This is a genomic window from Nocardioides sp., assembly GCF_051876515.1.
GTDB lineage: Bacteria > Actinomycetota > Actinomycetes > Propionibacteriales > Nocardioidaceae > Nocardioides.
Map to the genome: position 1 here is coordinate 1 of NZ_JBJEHY010000241.1, position 14,419 is coordinate 14,419.

Sequence of the window (14,419 nt, forward strand, 5' to 3'; positions counted from 1 at the left end):
ACACCGGCAAGCAGAAGATCCTCGACACCGGCGGCCGCGTCGCCCGCTTCGAGGCCCGCTACGCCAAGGCTGCCAAGAAGTAGTCTCCTCCGAGCGCCGGCGCCCCACGTCACGTGGAGTGCCGGCGCTTCGGCATTTGTCCGCGTGCCACCCGCCGGAGCGGCCCCCGTCGCCGGCCAGACCGTTGTGCAGGAGCAGAGGTTGTTCGAAGCCGTCGAGGGCATGCTCGAGGAGCACGCCGACCTGGAGCACCAGCTCGCCGCTCCGGAGACCCACGCCGACCAGAGGTTGGCCAAGCGGCTCAACCAGCGCTACGCCGAGCTCACCGCCGTGGTGAACACGTGGCGCGACTGGACCCAGCTCGGCGAGGACGCCGAGGCCGCCCGGGAGCTCGCCTCCGACGACCCGGCGTTCGCCGACGAGGCCGAGGCCCTCGAAGCCAGGCGTGAGCAGGTCGCGGAGCGGCTGCGACGCCTGCTGGTGCCGCGCGACCCCGCCGACGGCAAGGACGCCCTGGTCGAGGTGAAGTCGGGCGAGGGCGGCGAGGAGTCGGCGCTGTTCGCCGGCGACCTGCTGCGTATGTACACGCGCTACGCCGAGCAGCGTGGCTGGTCGGTGGAGGTGCTGGACGCCACCGAGTCCGACCTGGGCGGGTACAAGTCCGTCACAGCCGCGGTCAAGGCCCGAGGGGCCGTCGAGCCGGGGCAGGCACCGTACGCCCTGCTGAAGTTCGAGGGCGGCGTGCACCGCGTCCAGCGGGTGCCGGTCACCGAGTCCCAGGGCCGCGTGCACACCTCGGCCGCGGGCGTCCTGGTCATGCCCGAGGCCGAGCAGGTCGACGTGAGCGTCGACGACAACGACCTGCGCATCGACGTCTTCCGCTCCTCCGGCCCGGGCGGGCAGAGCGTCAACACCACCGACTCGGCCGTACGGATCACCCACCTGCCCACCGGCATCGTGGTGAGCTGCCAGAACGAGAAGTCGCAGCTGCAGAACAAGGAGCAGGCGATGCGGATCCTGCGCGCGCGGCTGATGCAGGCCGCCCAGGACGCCGCCGACGCGGAGGCCAGCGAGGCCCGCCGCTCCCAGGTGCGTACGGTCGACCGCTCGGAGCGGATCCGCACGTACAACTTCCCCGAGAACCGGATCTCCGACCACCGCACCGGCTACAAGGCGTACAACCTCGACCAGGTCCTCGACGGCGACCTGGGGCCGGTGGTGGACTCGTGCGTCGAGACCGACCTGGCGGCGCGGCTGGCCGCGCTGGAGAGCTGAGGGCACATGGACGACCTGCACACCCGCCGCCGCCGCTGGGCGGCCGACCTGGCTCAGGCCGGGGTCGAGTCCGCGGGGCGCGACGTCGACCTGCTGCTGTCCCACGTGCTGGCCGTCCCGGTCGGCAACGTCGGGTTGCTCGACACGATCACCGACGACCAGGCTGCCGTCCTGGAGACGTTGCTGGCCCGCCGGGCGCGGCGTGAGCCGTTGCAGCACCTGACCGGCACGGCGGCCTTCCGCCACGTCGACCTCGAGGTCGGGCCCGGCGTCTTCGTGCCGCGTCCTGAGACCGAGCTGCTCGCCGGCTGGGCGGTGGAGCAGGCGACGGGGCTCGAGGCGCCGGTCGTCGTCGACCTGTGCACCGGATCTGGGGCCATCGCGAAGGCCGTGGCCCACGAGGTGCCGAACGCGCGGGTGCACGCCGTGGAGCTGGACGAGGACGCCCACGGCTGGGCCCAGACCAACCTCACCGGCACCGGCGTGGACCTGCGCCACGGCGACATGGCGACCGCGTTCGACGACCTGCTGGGCACCGTCGACGTCGTGGTCTGCAACCCGCCGTACATCCCGCTCGAGGCGTGGGAGTCGGTCCAGGCGGAGGCGCGCGACCACGACCCGCACCTGGCGCTGTTCTCCGGCCAGGACGGCCTCGACGCGATCCGGGTCCTCGAGTGTCGCGCCGCCGCGCTGCTGCGCCCCGGTGGGGTGCTGGGCTGCGAGCACGCGGACGTCCAGGGGGAGTCGGCCCCGGCCGTCTTCGCTGCCACGGGTCGCTGGCGCGACGTGCTCGACCACCGAGACCTTGCGGGTCGCCCCCGTTTCCTGACGGCGAGGCTGGCACGATGAGCAGTGTGCAGAGGCTGACCACGACCGACGAGACCGAGCGCGACGCTGCCGTGGAGGCGGTGACCTCCGCCGTGCGACAGGGTGAGCTGGTGGTGATCCCCACCGACACGGTGTACGGGATCGGGGCGGACGCCTTCTCCCACGACGCGGTCAACGCGCTGCTCAAGGCCAAGGGTCGTGGACGTCAGATGCCCCCGCCGGTGCTGATGTCGTCGGTCTCGACGCTGGAGGCGCTGGCCTCCTCCATCCCGGACTACGCCCGCGCCCTGGCGGAGAAGTTCTGGCCGGGCCCGCTGACGCTGGTGCTGCGGCAGCAGGCGTCCTTGATGTGGGACCTGGGTGAGACGCGGGGGACCGTGGCGGTCCGCGTCCCCGACGACGAGGTCGCCCTCGCTGTGATCGAGCGCACCGGACCGCTGGCCGTGAGCTCGGCCAACCTGTCGGGCCACCCGGCCGCGCAGGACGCTGACCGGGCCGAGGAGATGCTCGGCGAGGTGGTCTCGGTGATCGTCGACGCCGGCCCCTCGCGCGGTGGCGTCGCCTCGACGATCGTGGACGCGACCGGCCCCGTGCCGCGGGTGCTGCGCCGGGGTGCGGTCTCCGACGAGGCGCTCACAGAGGTGCTCGAACCCCTGGGGCTGCAGCTGCTGGACGAGGGCTGATGCGGGAGTACCTCCTCGTCTTCCTCGTCGCCCTCACCGTCACCTACCTGCTGACGGTCTTCGCGCGGGAGTTCGCCCTGCGTACGGGGGCCGTCGCGGCCGTGCGCGACCGCGACGTGCACGCGGAGCCGATCCCGTACCTCGGGGGAGTGGCCATGATGGGGGGCCTGCTCGCGGCCTTCCTGGTGGCCCGCGAGCTGCCGTTCCTGTCACGCAGCGACCCGTACGTCTTCCAGGACGCCGGCATCGTGCTGGCCGCGGGAGGGCTGATCTGCGCGGTCGGGGTCATCGACGACATCTTCGACATCGACGCCCTGACCAAGTTCGGGGGACAGCTCCTGGCAGCGCTTATCCTGGTCTGGTTCGGGGTGCGCTTCTACTTCGTGGAGATGCCGGACGGCACCCAGATCGTGCTGGGGCCGCTTCAGGGCGGCCTGCTGACGGTCTTCCTGGTCATCGCGACCATCAACGCGGTCAACTTCGTCGACGGTCTCGACGGTCTCGCCTCGGGCGTGGTCGGAGTCGGAGCGGTGGCGTTCTTCGTCTTCTCCTACGTCATCGCCGACCAGAACAACCTCACGCTGGCCACCACCGGCGCGCTGCTCGCGGCAGCCCTCGCGGGGGCCTGCCTGGGCTTCCTGTTCCACAACTTCCACCCCGCCCGACTGTTCATGGGCGACTCCGGCTCGATGCTGATCGGGTTGGTCCTCTCGGCGGGCACGCTGACCCTGACCGGGCAGTTCGCCCCCGGGGACATCACCAGCGACGGCTCCTCGCTCTTCGTCACCCTGCTCCCGGCGATGCTGCCGGTCTCGGTGCTCATGGTGCCGATGGCCGACCTGCTGCTGGCCGTCGTACGCCGCACCCGGGCCGGCCGTTCGCCGTTCAGCCCGGACAAGCAGCACCTGCACCACCGCCTGCTCGAGATCGGGCACTCGCAGCGCCGCGCGGTCTACATCATGTGGATGTGGGCGGCGCTGCTGGCCTCGGCCGCGGTCCTGGTGAGCCTGTTCCGCGGCCCCCAGGTCTGGATCGGGCTCGGCGTGGCCACCGCGGTCACGGTGGGTCTCACGTTCGTGCTGCCGCGGATGAGGACGCCCGCCCGCCTGGGCGGGGGAGCGGGCGGGACGGAGTTGGGGCAGCCCTGACGCTTGTGATAGTTTTCACGAGCGTTCGCGGGCCGGTCTCGCCCCTCGCTGAGCGCCCCTCGAATCCCCCCCAGAGAACGGCCGCCGCACCATGACGACCGAGTCGAAGCAGGACGCCCCGCGCGGGCTGTCCCCTCTTCTCGGGGCGACGGCGGCCTCTGTCGTGCTGGGACTGCTCGTGGTGCTGGCGGCCGCGCTCGTCGACGGTGCCCCCGGTGCGCGCGGAGCCGCGGCAGGCGCCGTGATCACGCTCGTCACCTTCGGGTGGGGGACCGGCGTCGTGAGCGCCGTCTCCCGCGTGATGCCCTCGGCGTCGATGATGATCGCGCTGCTGACGTACGCCCTGCAGATCGTCCTGATGGGTGTGTCGGTCAAGATCGTCATAGACGCCAGTGACGACGGCGCACGTTTCTCGCACGGCTGGTTGGTCGTCGGTGTCGTGACGCTCGCGCTCGGCTGGATGGCTGCCCAGGTGTGGTGCACCGTACGCCTGCGCACGCTGGCCTACGACCTGCCCTCCTCCGCGGCCGGTCCACGCGAGGAGGCGGGTGCATGAGCAACCTTCTCGACTGGTATTCTCCGGTGCTCGATGGCACAACAGCGGACCCCGTCCCCGGACGGCGACGAGACTCCACCCGGTGGCGACCCCTGGCAGGCGGTCAGCTACCTGCTGGCGGGAGTCATCGCGTACGGCCTGGCCGGCTGGGGACTCGACCGTTGGCTCGGCACCAACTGGATCGTTGCGGTGGGGATCATCCTCGGCGCGGGCCTCGGGGTCTACATGACCTGGAAGAGGTTCGGCGGGGGGACCACCGACCAGAAGCACCCGGACGCCTAGTCCGCACACTCGACCTGAAGAAGAAATCACAGGAGACACGGTGAGCTTGATTTCCATGAGTTCCGGCGGCGAGGGATTCACCCCTCCGGGCCCGAAGGACTTCAACCTGCCTCCGATCGGACCCGACAAGACGTTCGAGTTCCTCGGTCAGACGATGTACCTGGGTGTCACCAAGCCGATGCTCCAGCTGGCGCTGTCGGTCATCATCATCGTCGCGTTCTTCTGGATGGCGACCCGCCGCACGGCGATGGTCCCGAGCAAGATGCAGTACGTCGGCGAGGCCGCGTACGGCATGGTCCGCAACTCCCTGGCGCGCGACAACATCGGCCCGGAGTTCATGAAGTTCGTGCCGTTCCTGGTCTCGCTCTTCTTCTTCATCCTGGTCAACAACTACTTCGGCCTGATCCCGTTCATCCAGCTGCCGACGGTGTCGCGCTTCGGCGTCCCGGTGGCCCTCGCGCTGATCGCGTGGCTGGTCTACAACGCGGTCGGCATCCAGAAGCACGGCTTCCTGGGCTACCTCAAGCACCAGACGGTCCCGGCCGGCGTCAAGGGCCCCGTGCTGGCCCTGCTGATCCCGCTGGAGTTCTTCTCCAACATCCTGGTCCGCCCCGTCACGCTGGCCCTGCGTCTCTTCGCCAACCTGTTCGCCGGCCACATCCTCCTGCTGCTGTTCGCCCTCGGTGGCGAGTACCTGATCATGGAGATGGGCGGCATGTACATCGGCGCCGGCCTCCTCAGCTTCCTGATGTTCATGCTCATCTCCGTGCTCGAGATGCTGGTCATGTTCCTTCAGGCGTACGTCTTCGTCCTGCTGACGTCGATGTACATCGCCGGCGCGATCGCCGACGAGCACTGATCCCCAAGTCTTTCCCCAACACCAACACACTCCCGTCAGGGAACAACGAAAGGAAGAAGCCGTGGGTGGCTCTCTCAACATGCTCGGTTACGGCCTCGCGACGATCGGCCCCGGTCTCGCTGTTGGTCTGATCTTCGCCGCGTACATCAACGGTGTGGCCCGTCAGCCGGAGTCGCAGGGTCGCCTGCAGCCGATCGCCATCCTGGGCTTCGCCCTGGCCGAGGCGCTCGCCATCATCGGTATCGCCCTGGCCTTCGTGCTCACCGGCTCCAGCACCAGCTGATCAAGCCGACCTGCCGATACCCGACTGACCCGAACTGAAGGACCTGCCCATGCAGACAGAGGTCATCATGGCTGCGGAGGGGGGACTGAACCCCCTCATCCCGCACCCCATCGAGATCGTCCTCGCCGTGGTGTTCTTCGCCATCCTGCTCCTCATCGTGGCGAAGAAGATCGTTCCGGCCTTCGAGCAGACGTACGCCGAGCGTACGGCTGCCATCGAGGGTGGCATCGCCGCTGCCGAGACGAAGCAGGCCGAGGCGGACGCCAAGCTTGCCGAGCTCGACAAGCAGCTCTCCGAGGCCCGTCACGAGGCCGCGCGCATCCGTGAGGAGGCCCGCGAGCAGGGTGCTGCCATCGTCTCTGAGATGCGTGAGCAGGCCCAGGCCGAGGCCTCTCGCATCGTCGAGAGCGGCAAGGCCCAGATCGAGGCGGAGCGCCAGCAGGCGGTCACCTCGCTCCGCGCCGAGGTCGGCACCCTCGCGACCGGCCTGGCCGGCCGCATCGTCGGTGAGAGCCTGGAGGACGAGGCCCGTCAGAGCCGCGTCGTCGAGCGCTTCCTGGCCGACCTGGAGTCGAACCAGAGCGGAGTCAACTGATGCAGCTTCGTGGTGCTTCCGCCGACGCCCTCGCCGCCATCTCCGACGAGTTCGGGGTCCGGCTGCAGGGTTCGTCGGACGCTGCCCGCATCGGCCGCGACCTGTTCACGGTCGCGTCGTTGCTGCGCAGCGAGCCCGGCCTGCGTCGGGTCGCCACGGACCAGTCGGTCGACTCCGACGCCAAGCAGCGTCTGGTCACGGAGCTCTTCGGCTCCCAGCTCGACGCCGTGTCGCTCGAGGTCGTGAAGGCGGCGGTCTCCCGTCGCTGGACCGTCTCGCGTGACCTCGCCGACGCCCTCGAGCGTCTCAGCGAGGTGGCGGTCGTCCGCTCCGCCGGCGCCGACTCGGCACGTCTCTCCGACGAGCTGTTCTCCTTCGGTCAGGTCGTCTCCGAGAACCCGTCGCTGCGCGACGCGCTCTCGGACCGGTCCCGCTCGGTCGAGGACAAGTCCGGCCTGGTGCGCTCCCTCCTCGAGGGCAAGGCGCTCCCGGCCACGATCACGCTGGCCGCCCAGGCCGTCGCCGGCACCTACCGCACGGTGGGTGTCGCGCTGGCCGAGTACCAGCAGGTGGCGGCAGACGTGCACGGGGAGAAGGTGGCCACCGTCCGCGTGGCTCACCCGCTGTCCGACGCCGACCGCCAGCGACTGACGGACGCCCTGTCGCGTCAGTACGACCGCCCGATCCACCTGAACGTGGTCGTGGACCCCACGGTCCTGGGAGGCATCCGTGTCGAGCTCGGTGACGACGTCATCGACGGCACGGTCGCTAACCGCCTCGACGACGCCCGCCGCAAGATGGCCGGCTGACCCGATCCTCATTCGAGCAGAATCAATAGAAGGAAGAGAGATGACGGAGCTTTCTATCCGTCCGGACGAGATCCGGGACGCGCTGCAGCGCTTCGTGTCCGAGTACCAGCCCACGACCGCCAGCAAGGAAGAGGTCGGTGCGGTGGCCGAGGCCGGCGACGGCATCGCCCGCGTCTCCGGACTGCCTTCCGTGATGGCCAACGAGCTGCTCGAGTTCGAGGACGGAACGCTGGGCCTCGCCCAGAACCTCGACACCCGTGAGATCGGCGTCGTCGTGCTGGGTGACTTCGACAAGATCGAGGAGGGCCAGAAGGTCCGCCGCACCGGCGAGATCCTCTCGGTCCCCGTCGGCGAGGGCTACCTCGGTCGCGTCGTCGACCCGCTCGGCACCCCGATCGACGGCCTCGGCGAGATCACCGGCATCGAGGGCCGCCGCGCCCTCGAGCTGCAGGCGCCCAGCGTCATGCAGCGCAAGTCGGTGCACGAGCCGCTGGCCACCGGCATCAAGGCCATCGACGCGATGACCCCGGTCGGCCGCGGTCAGCGCCAGCTGATCATCGGTGACCGTGCGACGGGCAAGACGACCATCGCCATCGACACAATCATCAACCAGAAGCAGAACTGGGAGTCGGGCGACCCGTCGAAGCAGGTCCGCTGCATCTACGTCGCCATCGGCCAGAAGGGCTCGACCATCGCCTCCGTGCGTGGCGCCCTCGAGGAGGCCGGCGCCCTGGAGTACACCACCATCGTGGCTGCTCCGGCGTCCGACTCGGCCGGCTTCAAGTACCTCGCCCCGTACACCGGCTCGGCCATCGGCCAGCACTGGATGTACCAGGGCAAGCACGTCCTGATCGTCTTCGACGACCTGACCAAGCAGGCCGAGGCCTACCGCGCCGTGTCGCTGCTGCTGCGCCGCCCGCCGGGCCGCGAGGCGTACCCGGGTGACGTCTTCTACCTGCACAGCCGCCTGCTGGAGCGTTGCGCCAAGCTGAGCGACGAGATGGGCTCCGGCTCGATGACGGGTCTGCCGATCATCGAGACCAAGGCCAACGACGTCTCGGCGTTCATCCCGACCAACGTCATCTCGATCACCGACGGCCAGATCTTCCTGCAGTCCGACCTGTTCGCCGCCAACCAGCGCCCCGCCATTGACGTGGGTGTCTCGGTGTCGCGAGTCGGTGGTTCCGCGATGACCAAGGCGATGAAGGCCGTCACCGGTTCGCTCAAGGTCGACCTGGCGCAGTTCCGCGCCATGGAGGCCTTCGCCATGTTCGCCTCGGACCTCGACGCCGCCTCGCGCCAGCAGCTGGCCCGTGGTCAGCGCCTGATGGCCCTGCTCAAGCAGCCGCAGTACTCGCCGTACCCGGTCGAGGAGATGACGGTCTCGCTGTGGCTGGGCACCTCGGGTCGCCTGGACGTCGTCCCCGTGGAGGACGTGCTCCGCTTCGAGCACGAGTTCCTGGACAACCTGCGCCTGGGCAACGCCGGCATCCTCGCCGGCATCCGCGAGTCGCTGAAGTTCGAGGACTCCACCGAGACCGAGCTGGTGAAGGCGTACGACGCCTTCCTCGACGTGTTCGAGACCTCGGACGGCCAGTCGATCAAGGCTGGTCGCGAGGACCACGTGGCTCTGGAGGACGAGGACGTCGACCAGGAGCAGATCGTCAAGCAGAAGCGGGCCTGACCCATGGCCGTATCGCTGCGTGAGTACCGCGCGCGGATCAAGTCGACGGAGTCGATGAAGAAGATCACGCGCGCCATGGAGCTCATTGCTGCGTCCCGCATCATCAAGGCGCAGCAGCGTGCTCAGGCCGCCGCTCCGTACGCCCGTGAGCTGACCCGCGCGGTGAGCGCGGTGGCGACGTTCTCCGACGTCGACCACCCGCTCACCACCGAGCCCGAGAACCCGAAACGAGCCGCGGTCCTGGTCGTCACCAGCGACCGCGGCCTCGCCGGGGCCTACTCCTCCAGCGTCCTCAAGGAGGCCGAGCGCCTCGTCGAGAAGCTGAAGGAGGAGGGCAAGGAGGTCGACCTCTACACCACCGGCCGCAAGGGTGAGGCGTACTTCAAGTTCCGCCAGCGCCCGGTCGTGCAGGCCTGGACGGGCTTCTCCGACCAGCCGACGTACGACGTGGCCGACGAGATCGGCACGACGCTCATCGACGCCTTCACCGGCGACGAGGGGGAGGCGACCGAGGTGGACGAGGTCCACGTGGTCTACACCCGCTTCAAGTCGATGCTGCTCCAGGAGCCGCAGGCCACCCGCCTGCTGCCGCTGGAGGTCGTCGAGGGTACGGAGCCCCCGGCGGAGGGCGAACTCCTTCCGCTGTACGAGTTCGAGCCGTCCCCGGCGGAGGTGCTCGACTCCCTGCTCCCGCGTTACGTCCAGAGCCGGATCTTCTTCGCACTGCTGCAGGCGGCGGCCTCCGAGCTCGCCGCCCGTCAGAAGGCGATGAAGGCCGCGACGGACAACGCGGAGGAGCTCATCAAGAAGTTCACCCGTATTGCCAACCAGGCCCGCCAGGCCGGCATTACCCAGGAAATCAGCGAGATCGTCGGTGGTGTCAATGCCCTTGCCGACGCACAAGCCGGGAGTGAGTGAAAAATGACTGCCACTGTTGAAGAGGGCACCCAGGTGACGGGGGGCGGCGTCGGCCGCATCTCCCGCGTCATCGGCCCGGTCGTGGACATCGAGTTCTCGACCGATGAGATGCCCGAGATCTACAACGCACTGAAGACCGACATCACCCTGAACGGTGAGACCCGCGAGCTCACGCTCGAGGTTGCTCAGCACATCGGTGACGGCATGGTGCGTGCCATCTCCATGAAGTCGACCGACGGCATGGTCCGCGGCGCCCAGGTGCGCGACACCGGCGGCCCGATCTCCGTCCCCGTGGGTGACGGCACCCTCGGCAAGGTGTTCGACGTGACCGGCGAGTGCCTCAACCTCGAAGAGGGCGAGACGCTGCAGGTCAACGAGCGCTGGGGCATCCACCGCAAGGCGCCGGCCTTCGACCAGCTGGAGTCCAAGACCCAGATGTTCGAGACGGGCATCAAGGTCATCGACCTGCTCACCCCGTACGTGCAGGGTGGCAAGATTGGTCTGTTCGGTGGTGCCGGCGTCGGCAAGACCGTTCTGATCCAGGAGATGATCGCCCGTGTGGCGAAGGACCACGACGGTGTGTCCGTGTTCGCCGGTGTCGGTGAGCGCACCCGTGAGGGCAACGACCTGATCGTCGAGATGCAGGAGGCCGGCGTCTTCGACAAGGTCGCCCTGGTCTTCGGCCAGATGGACGAGCCGCCGGGCACGCGTCTGCGCGTGGCCCTGTCGGCCCTGACGATGGCGGAGTACTTCCGCGACGTCCAGAACCAGGACGTGCTGCTCTTCATCGACAACATCTTCCGGTTCACGCAGGCCGGTTCCGAGGTGTCGACCCTGCTGGGCCGCATGCCGTCCGCCGTGGGTTACCAGCCCAACCTCGCCGACGAGATGGGTGTGCTCCAGGAGCGCATCACCTCGACGCGTGGTCACTCGATCACCTCGATGCAGGCGATCTACGTGCCGGCCGACGACTACACCGACCCGGCTCCGGCGACCACCTTCGCCCACCTGGACGCCACGACCGAGCTCTCCCGTGAGATCGCGTCGCTCGGTATCTACCCGGCCGTCGACCCGCTGACCTCGACCTCGCGCATCCTCGACGCGCAGTACATCGGTCAGGCTCACTACGACACCGCCATCCGGATCAAGCAGATCCTGCAGCGCAACAAGGAGCTGCAGGACATCATCGCGATCCTCGGTGTCGACGAGCTGTCCGAAGAGGACAAGATCATCGTGTCGCGCGCCCGTCGCATCCAGCGCTTCCTCTCGCAGAACACCTACGTTGCCAAGCAGTTCACCGGCATCGAGGGCTCGACCGTCCCGGTCAAGGACACCATCGAGGCGTTCAACAAGATCGCCGACGGTGAGTACGACCACGTGGCCGAGCAGGCGTTCTTCATGTGCGGCGGTCTGGACGACGTCGAGCGCAACTGGGCCGAGATCCAGAAGAGCCTCTGATGGCTGCCGCAACTGGGTCCCTGCAGGTCGAGCTCGTCGCAGCCGACCGCCTGGTGTGGTCGGGCGAGGCCAAGATGGTCATCGCCCGCACCACCGAGGGCGACCTCGGTGTGCTCCCGGGCCACACGCCCCTGCTGTCGCTCCTGGTGGACGGCGTCGTCGACGTCACCACCACGGACGGCGAGACCTGGGTGGCTGCCGTGGACGCGGGCTTCATCTCGGTGGCTGACAACAGGGTCTCGATCCTGTCGGAGCGGGCCGAGATGTCGCACGAGATCGACCTGGAGAAGGCGCGCCACGACCTCGAGCGCGCCAAGGCTGCGGGCGAGGAGACGGACGGGGCGCTCGACGCGGTCCGCCGTCTCGAGGCCCGCGTCCGTGCCGCAGAGCGGGTCTCCTGACCGGCTCGAGGCACCACGGCGTTAAGGTGAGCGCACGCAACCGACCGGTTGCGTGCGCTCACCTTTTGTCGTCCTGGGACGCGGTGCTGAGGAGGTGTGGATGCCCCTGTGGCAGCTGGTGCTCGACGTGGTCGGGGTACTGCTCTTCCTGGCGTTGCTCTACGGCGTCGCCCTGATCCTGCGCCGGCGCTGGCTCTCGCGCCGCGGGGCGACCTTCGAGCTGAGCTTCCGGCGCGCGGACGGGCGTCCCGGCCACGGCTGGATGCTCGGCGTCGGCCGGTACACCGGACCCGAGCTCGAGTGGTACCGGGTCTTCTCGCTCTCCCCGCGCCCCAAGGCGGTGTGGTCGCGCGACCGGATCAGCTACGAGTCGCGCAGGGCCCCCGAGGGGCCCGAGGTGATGTCGCTGTACGACGACCACGTCGTGGTCTCCTGCCTGGCCGCCGGTGAGCCCGTCGACCTCGCGATGAGCGAGGCCTCACTCATGGGCTTCCAGGCGTGGGTGGAGTCCGGGCCCCCCGGGACCGACTGGAACCGCACCCGGTGAGCCGGGCGCGCTGGGGAGTGGCCCTGGCCTTCGCCCTCAACGGGCTCTGCTTCGCCACCTGGGTGTCCCGGATCCCCGAGGCACGCGCGTCCTTCGACCTCTCCAACGGCGCGCTGGGCCTCCTGCTGCTCGCCGTGGCCCTGGGGTCAACGGTCGCCCTGCCGTTGACGGGGGCCGCGATCTCCCGTTTCGGCAGCCGACCGGTGGTCCGGTTCGGGGTGGTGGCCGCCGCGGTCGGCCTGCTCCTCTGCGCCTCCGCGCTGGGGCACAGTCTCCCTCTGGCCGCCGTCGGGCTGGCCTGCTTCGGCCTCGGCCTCGGCGTGTGGGACGTCGCCATGAACACCGAGGGCACCGTCGTCGAGCGTCTCGCCGGACGCGCGATGATGCCGCGGTTCCACGCCGTCTTCAGTCTCGGCACCGTGATCGGCGCCGTTGCCGGGGCCGGTCTGGTCGCTGCGGGGGTGCCCGCGCTGGTGCACCTCGGCGTGGTCGCCCTGATCGCCCTGGCGGTCGTGCTGCGCGCCTCGAGCTGGTTCCTGGACGACCACGGGCTGGGGGAGGAGGGAACCCCGGCGGCCTGGCGGGCGTGGCTCGAGCCGCGCACGCTGCTGATCGGCGTGATGGTGATGGCGCTCGCGCTCACGGAAGGGACGGCCAACGACTGGTTGGCGGTCGCCCTCGTCGACGGCCACGACGCCTCGCACGCCACGGGCGTGGCGGGGTTCGCGCTCTTCGTCGCCGCGATGACGCTGTCCCGATGGTTCGGGGTGGGGGTGCTCGACCGGTACGGCCGCCCGGTCGTCCTGTGGGCGACCATGGCGATCGCCGCCGCAGGCGTCCTGCTCCTGGTGCTGGCGGACCACCCGGTCCTGGTCGGTGCCGGGATCGTGCTGTGGGGGACCGGCGCCTCCCTGGGCTTCCCCGTGGGCATGAGCGCGGCCGGCGACGACCCGCGGCACGCAGCGGCACGGCTCAGCGTGGTCTCGACCATCGGCTACACGGCCTTCCTGGCCGGTCCTCCGCTCCTCGGCTTCCTGGCTGACCACGTCGGCACCCTGGACGCACTGCTCGTCGTCGCGGTCGTGCTCGTACCGGCCGCCCTCGCCGTACCGGCCGCCCGGAAGCCGGCAGCCGCCGTCTGACTGCCGGTTCACCGCCGCGCACGCCAGCGCTCTGGCATGATCCGCCCATGGCCGACTGGACCCGCGAAGAACTGCTGACCGCCTTCGAGACGTTCCGGGCGAACGTCCAACGGTGCGTGGACACCGGCGACTGGTCGTACTTCGTGGACTCCTTCACGCCCGACGCGACCTACGTGGAGCACGCGTACGGGCGCTTCGCTGGTCACGAGGAGATCGACACCTGGGTGAAGCGGACCATGGGGGCGTTCCCGGGCAACGAGATGACGCACTTCCCCGCGAACTGGGTCAGCGTCGACGTCGAGAAGGGCTGGGTGTTCGCCGAGATCGACAACCCCATGCGCGACCCCGGCGACGGCACCAGGTTCGCGATGGCCAACGTGACCATCCTGCGCTACGCCGGCGGCGGAAAGTGGCGCGAGGAGGAGGACGTCTACAACCCGATGGAGTTCTTCGAGATGGCCAAGGCGTACGTGCGCCACTGCCACTCGCTAGGGACCCTCTCCGCCGACGGCGCCGCGTGGGCGCAGAAGTTCGGTGTGACACTCTGACGCCATGCTCGAGGCCCGGTCCATCGCCCTGTTCGTCCTCGCCGCTCTCGCCGAGATCGGCGGAGCGTGGCTGGTGTGGCAGGGGATCCGGGAGCACCGCGGTCTGCTCTGGGTCGGCGCCGGTTGCGTGGCCCTCGGCGTGTACGGCGTCATCGCCACCCTGCAGCCCGACGCCAACTTCGGGCGCATCCTCGCCGCGTACGGGGGCGTCTTCGTGGCCGGCTCTCTGGCCTGGGGCATGGTCGTGGACGGGTTCCGTCCCGACCGCTACGACGTCATCGGGGCCCTGGTCTGCCTGGTCGGCGTCGGCGTGATCATGTACGCGCCGCGCGCGGCCGGCTGAGTCAGCGCTCCCCGCCGTGCTGGTGGGCGGCTCACGCCCTCCGCTCGTGCCTCGCTACGA

19 protein-coding genes are annotated in these 14,419 nt (G+C 69.4%); all 19 read left to right on the forward strand.

Features of this window, described 5'->3' with window-relative positions:
* Positions 1-83 (forward strand): 50S ribosomal protein L31 (locus ACI379_RS16750; RefSeq protein ID WP_439793290.1); only part of this gene is annotated, 83 nt, incomplete at its 5' end.
* Between the two features lie 118 nt (positions 84-201).
* Positions 202-1,275: a peptide chain release factor 1 gene (gene prfA / locus ACI379_RS16755; protein WP_439793267.1), complete on the forward strand. Its 1,074-nt coding sequence runs from the start codon at positions 202-204 to the stop codon at positions 1,273-1,275.
* 6 nt (positions 1,276-1,281) lie between these two features.
* Positions 1,282-2,124: a peptide chain release factor N(5)-glutamine methyltransferase gene (prmC, locus tag ACI379_RS16760; RefSeq protein WP_439793268.1), complete on the forward strand. Its 843-nt coding sequence runs from the start codon at positions 1,282-1,284 to the stop codon at positions 2,122-2,124.
* Positions 2,121-2,786: an L-threonylcarbamoyladenylate synthase gene (locus tag ACI379_RS16765; protein ID WP_439793269.1), complete on the forward strand. Its 666-nt coding sequence runs from the start codon at positions 2,121-2,123 to the stop codon at positions 2,784-2,786. Before prmC ends, ACI379_RS16765 begins: the two co-directional genes overlap by 4 nt.
* On the forward strand, positions 2,786-3,934 hold the full coding sequence (locus tag ACI379_RS16770) for an MraY family glycosyltransferase (RefSeq protein WP_439793270.1): 1,149 nt from the start codon (positions 2,786-2,788) through the stop codon (positions 3,932-3,934). The genes ACI379_RS16765 and ACI379_RS16770 overlap by 1 nt, the downstream gene beginning before the upstream one ends.
* Positions 3,935-4,025: 91 nt before the next feature.
* On the forward strand, positions 4,026-4,490 hold the full coding sequence (locus ACI379_RS16775) for a hypothetical protein (protein ID WP_439793271.1): 465 nt from the start codon (positions 4,026-4,028) through the stop codon (positions 4,488-4,490).
* Between the two features lie 33 nt (positions 4,491-4,523).
* Positions 4,524-4,772 carry an AtpZ/AtpI family protein gene (locus ACI379_RS16780; RefSeq protein ID WP_439793272.1) on the forward strand — a complete coding sequence of 83 codons (249 nt, stop codon included), beginning with the start codon at positions 4,524-4,526 and terminating at the stop codon, positions 4,770-4,772.
* A gap of 55 nt (positions 4,773-4,827) precedes the next feature.
* Entirely contained in the window at positions 4,828-5,631 is an 804-nt protein-coding gene (atpB, locus tag ACI379_RS16785) for a F0F1 ATP synthase subunit A (protein WP_439793273.1), read from the forward strand.
* A gap of 79 nt (positions 5,632-5,710) precedes the next feature.
* Entirely contained in the window at positions 5,711-5,914 is a 204-nt protein-coding gene (locus tag ACI379_RS16790; RefSeq protein WP_439793291.1) for a F0F1 ATP synthase subunit C, read from the forward strand.
* 64 nt (positions 5,915-5,978) lie between these two features.
* Positions 5,979-6,509: a F0F1 ATP synthase subunit B gene (locus ACI379_RS16795; protein WP_439793292.1), complete on the forward strand. Its 531-nt coding sequence runs from the start codon at positions 5,979-5,981 to the stop codon at positions 6,507-6,509.
* A complete protein-coding gene (locus ACI379_RS16800) occupies positions 6,509-7,318 on the forward strand; it encodes a F0F1 ATP synthase subunit delta (protein ID WP_439793274.1) in 810 nt (269 codons plus the stop codon). The genes ACI379_RS16795 and ACI379_RS16800 overlap by 1 nt, the downstream gene beginning before the upstream one ends.
* 40 nt (positions 7,319-7,358) lie before the next feature.
* Positions 7,359-9,002 carry a F0F1 ATP synthase subunit alpha gene (gene atpA, locus ACI379_RS16805; RefSeq protein WP_439793275.1) on the forward strand — a complete coding sequence of 548 codons (1,644 nt, stop codon included), beginning with the start codon at positions 7,359-7,361 and terminating at the stop codon, positions 9,000-9,002.
* A 3-nt stretch (positions 9,003-9,005) separates the two neighbouring features.
* A complete protein-coding gene (locus tag ACI379_RS16810) occupies positions 9,006-9,920 on the forward strand; it encodes a F0F1 ATP synthase subunit gamma (protein ID WP_439793277.1) in 915 nt (304 codons plus the stop codon).
* A gap of 3 nt (positions 9,921-9,923) precedes the next feature.
* On the forward strand, positions 9,924-11,378 hold the full coding sequence (gene atpD / locus ACI379_RS16815; protein WP_439793278.1) for a F0F1 ATP synthase subunit beta: 1,455 nt from the start codon (positions 9,924-9,926) through the stop codon (positions 11,376-11,378).
* A complete protein-coding gene (locus tag ACI379_RS16820) occupies positions 11,378-11,779 on the forward strand; it encodes a F0F1 ATP synthase subunit epsilon (protein ID WP_439793279.1) in 402 nt (133 codons plus the stop codon). The genes atpD and ACI379_RS16820 overlap by 1 nt, the downstream gene beginning before the upstream one ends.
* A 100-nt stretch (positions 11,780-11,879) precedes the next feature.
* Positions 11,880-12,326, forward strand: a complete 447-nt coding sequence (locus ACI379_RS16825) for a DUF2550 domain-containing protein (RefSeq protein WP_439793280.1) — start codon at positions 11,880-11,882, stop codon at positions 12,324-12,326.
* A complete protein-coding gene (locus tag ACI379_RS16830) occupies positions 12,323-13,468 on the forward strand; it encodes an MFS transporter (protein ID WP_439793281.1) in 1,146 nt (381 codons plus the stop codon). The genes ACI379_RS16825 and ACI379_RS16830 overlap by 4 nt, the downstream gene beginning before the upstream one ends.
* A gap of 47 nt (positions 13,469-13,515) precedes the next feature.
* Entirely contained in the window at positions 13,516-14,016 is a 501-nt protein-coding gene (locus ACI379_RS16835) for a nuclear transport factor 2 family protein (protein ID WP_439793282.1), read from the forward strand.
* Between the two features lie 4 nt (positions 14,017-14,020).
* Positions 14,021-14,359 carry a YnfA family protein gene (locus ACI379_RS16840; protein ID WP_439793283.1) on the forward strand — a complete coding sequence of 113 codons (339 nt, stop codon included), beginning with the start codon at positions 14,021-14,023 and terminating at the stop codon, positions 14,357-14,359.
* Positions 14,360-14,419: the final 60 nt, after the last annotated feature.

Excerpts from the sequence above, each read along its gene's own strand:
- prmC (WP_439793268.1), top strand. The coding sequence starts at position 1,282 with ATGGACGACCTGCACACCCGCCGCCGCCGCTGGGCGGCCGACCTGGCT.
- ACI379_RS16765 (WP_439793269.1), top strand. The coding sequence starts at position 2,121 with ATGAGCAGTGTGCAGAGGCTGACCACGACCGACGAGACCGAGCGCGAC.
- ACI379_RS16770 (WP_439793270.1), top strand. The coding sequence starts at position 2,786 with ATGCGGGAGTACCTCCTCGTCTTCCTCGTCGCCCTCACCGTCACCTAC.
- ACI379_RS16775 (WP_439793271.1), top strand. The coding sequence starts at position 4,026 with ATGACGACCGAGTCGAAGCAGGACGCCCCGCGCGGGCTGTCCCCTCTT.
- ACI379_RS16780 (WP_439793272.1), top strand. The coding sequence starts at position 4,524 with ATGGCACAACAGCGGACCCCGTCCCCGGACGGCGACGAGACTCCACCC.
- atpB (WP_439793273.1), top strand. The coding sequence starts at position 4,828 with ATGAGTTCCGGCGGCGAGGGATTCACCCCTCCGGGCCCGAAGGACTTC.
- ACI379_RS16790 (WP_439793291.1), top strand. The coding sequence starts at position 5,711 with ATGCTCGGTTACGGCCTCGCGACGATCGGCCCCGGTCTCGCTGTTGGT.
- ACI379_RS16800 (WP_439793274.1), top strand. The coding sequence starts at position 6,509 with ATGCAGCTTCGTGGTGCTTCCGCCGACGCCCTCGCCGCCATCTCCGAC.
- atpA (WP_439793275.1), top strand. The coding sequence starts at position 7,359 with ATGACGGAGCTTTCTATCCGTCCGGACGAGATCCGGGACGCGCTGCAG.
- ACI379_RS16810 (WP_439793277.1), top strand. The coding sequence starts at position 9,006 with ATGGCCGTATCGCTGCGTGAGTACCGCGCGCGGATCAAGTCGACGGAG.
- atpD (WP_439793278.1), top strand. The coding sequence starts at position 9,924 with ATGACTGCCACTGTTGAAGAGGGCACCCAGGTGACGGGGGGCGGCGTC.
- ACI379_RS16820 (WP_439793279.1), top strand. The coding sequence starts at position 11,378 with ATGGCTGCCGCAACTGGGTCCCTGCAGGTCGAGCTCGTCGCAGCCGAC.
- ACI379_RS16825 (WP_439793280.1), top strand. The coding sequence starts at position 11,880 with ATGCCCCTGTGGCAGCTGGTGCTCGACGTGGTCGGGGTACTGCTCTTC.
- ACI379_RS16835 (WP_439793282.1), top strand. The coding sequence starts at position 13,516 with ATGGCCGACTGGACCCGCGAAGAACTGCTGACCGCCTTCGAGACGTTC.
- ACI379_RS16840 (WP_439793283.1), top strand. The coding sequence starts at position 14,021 with ATGCTCGAGGCCCGGTCCATCGCCCTGTTCGTCCTCGCCGCTCTCGCC.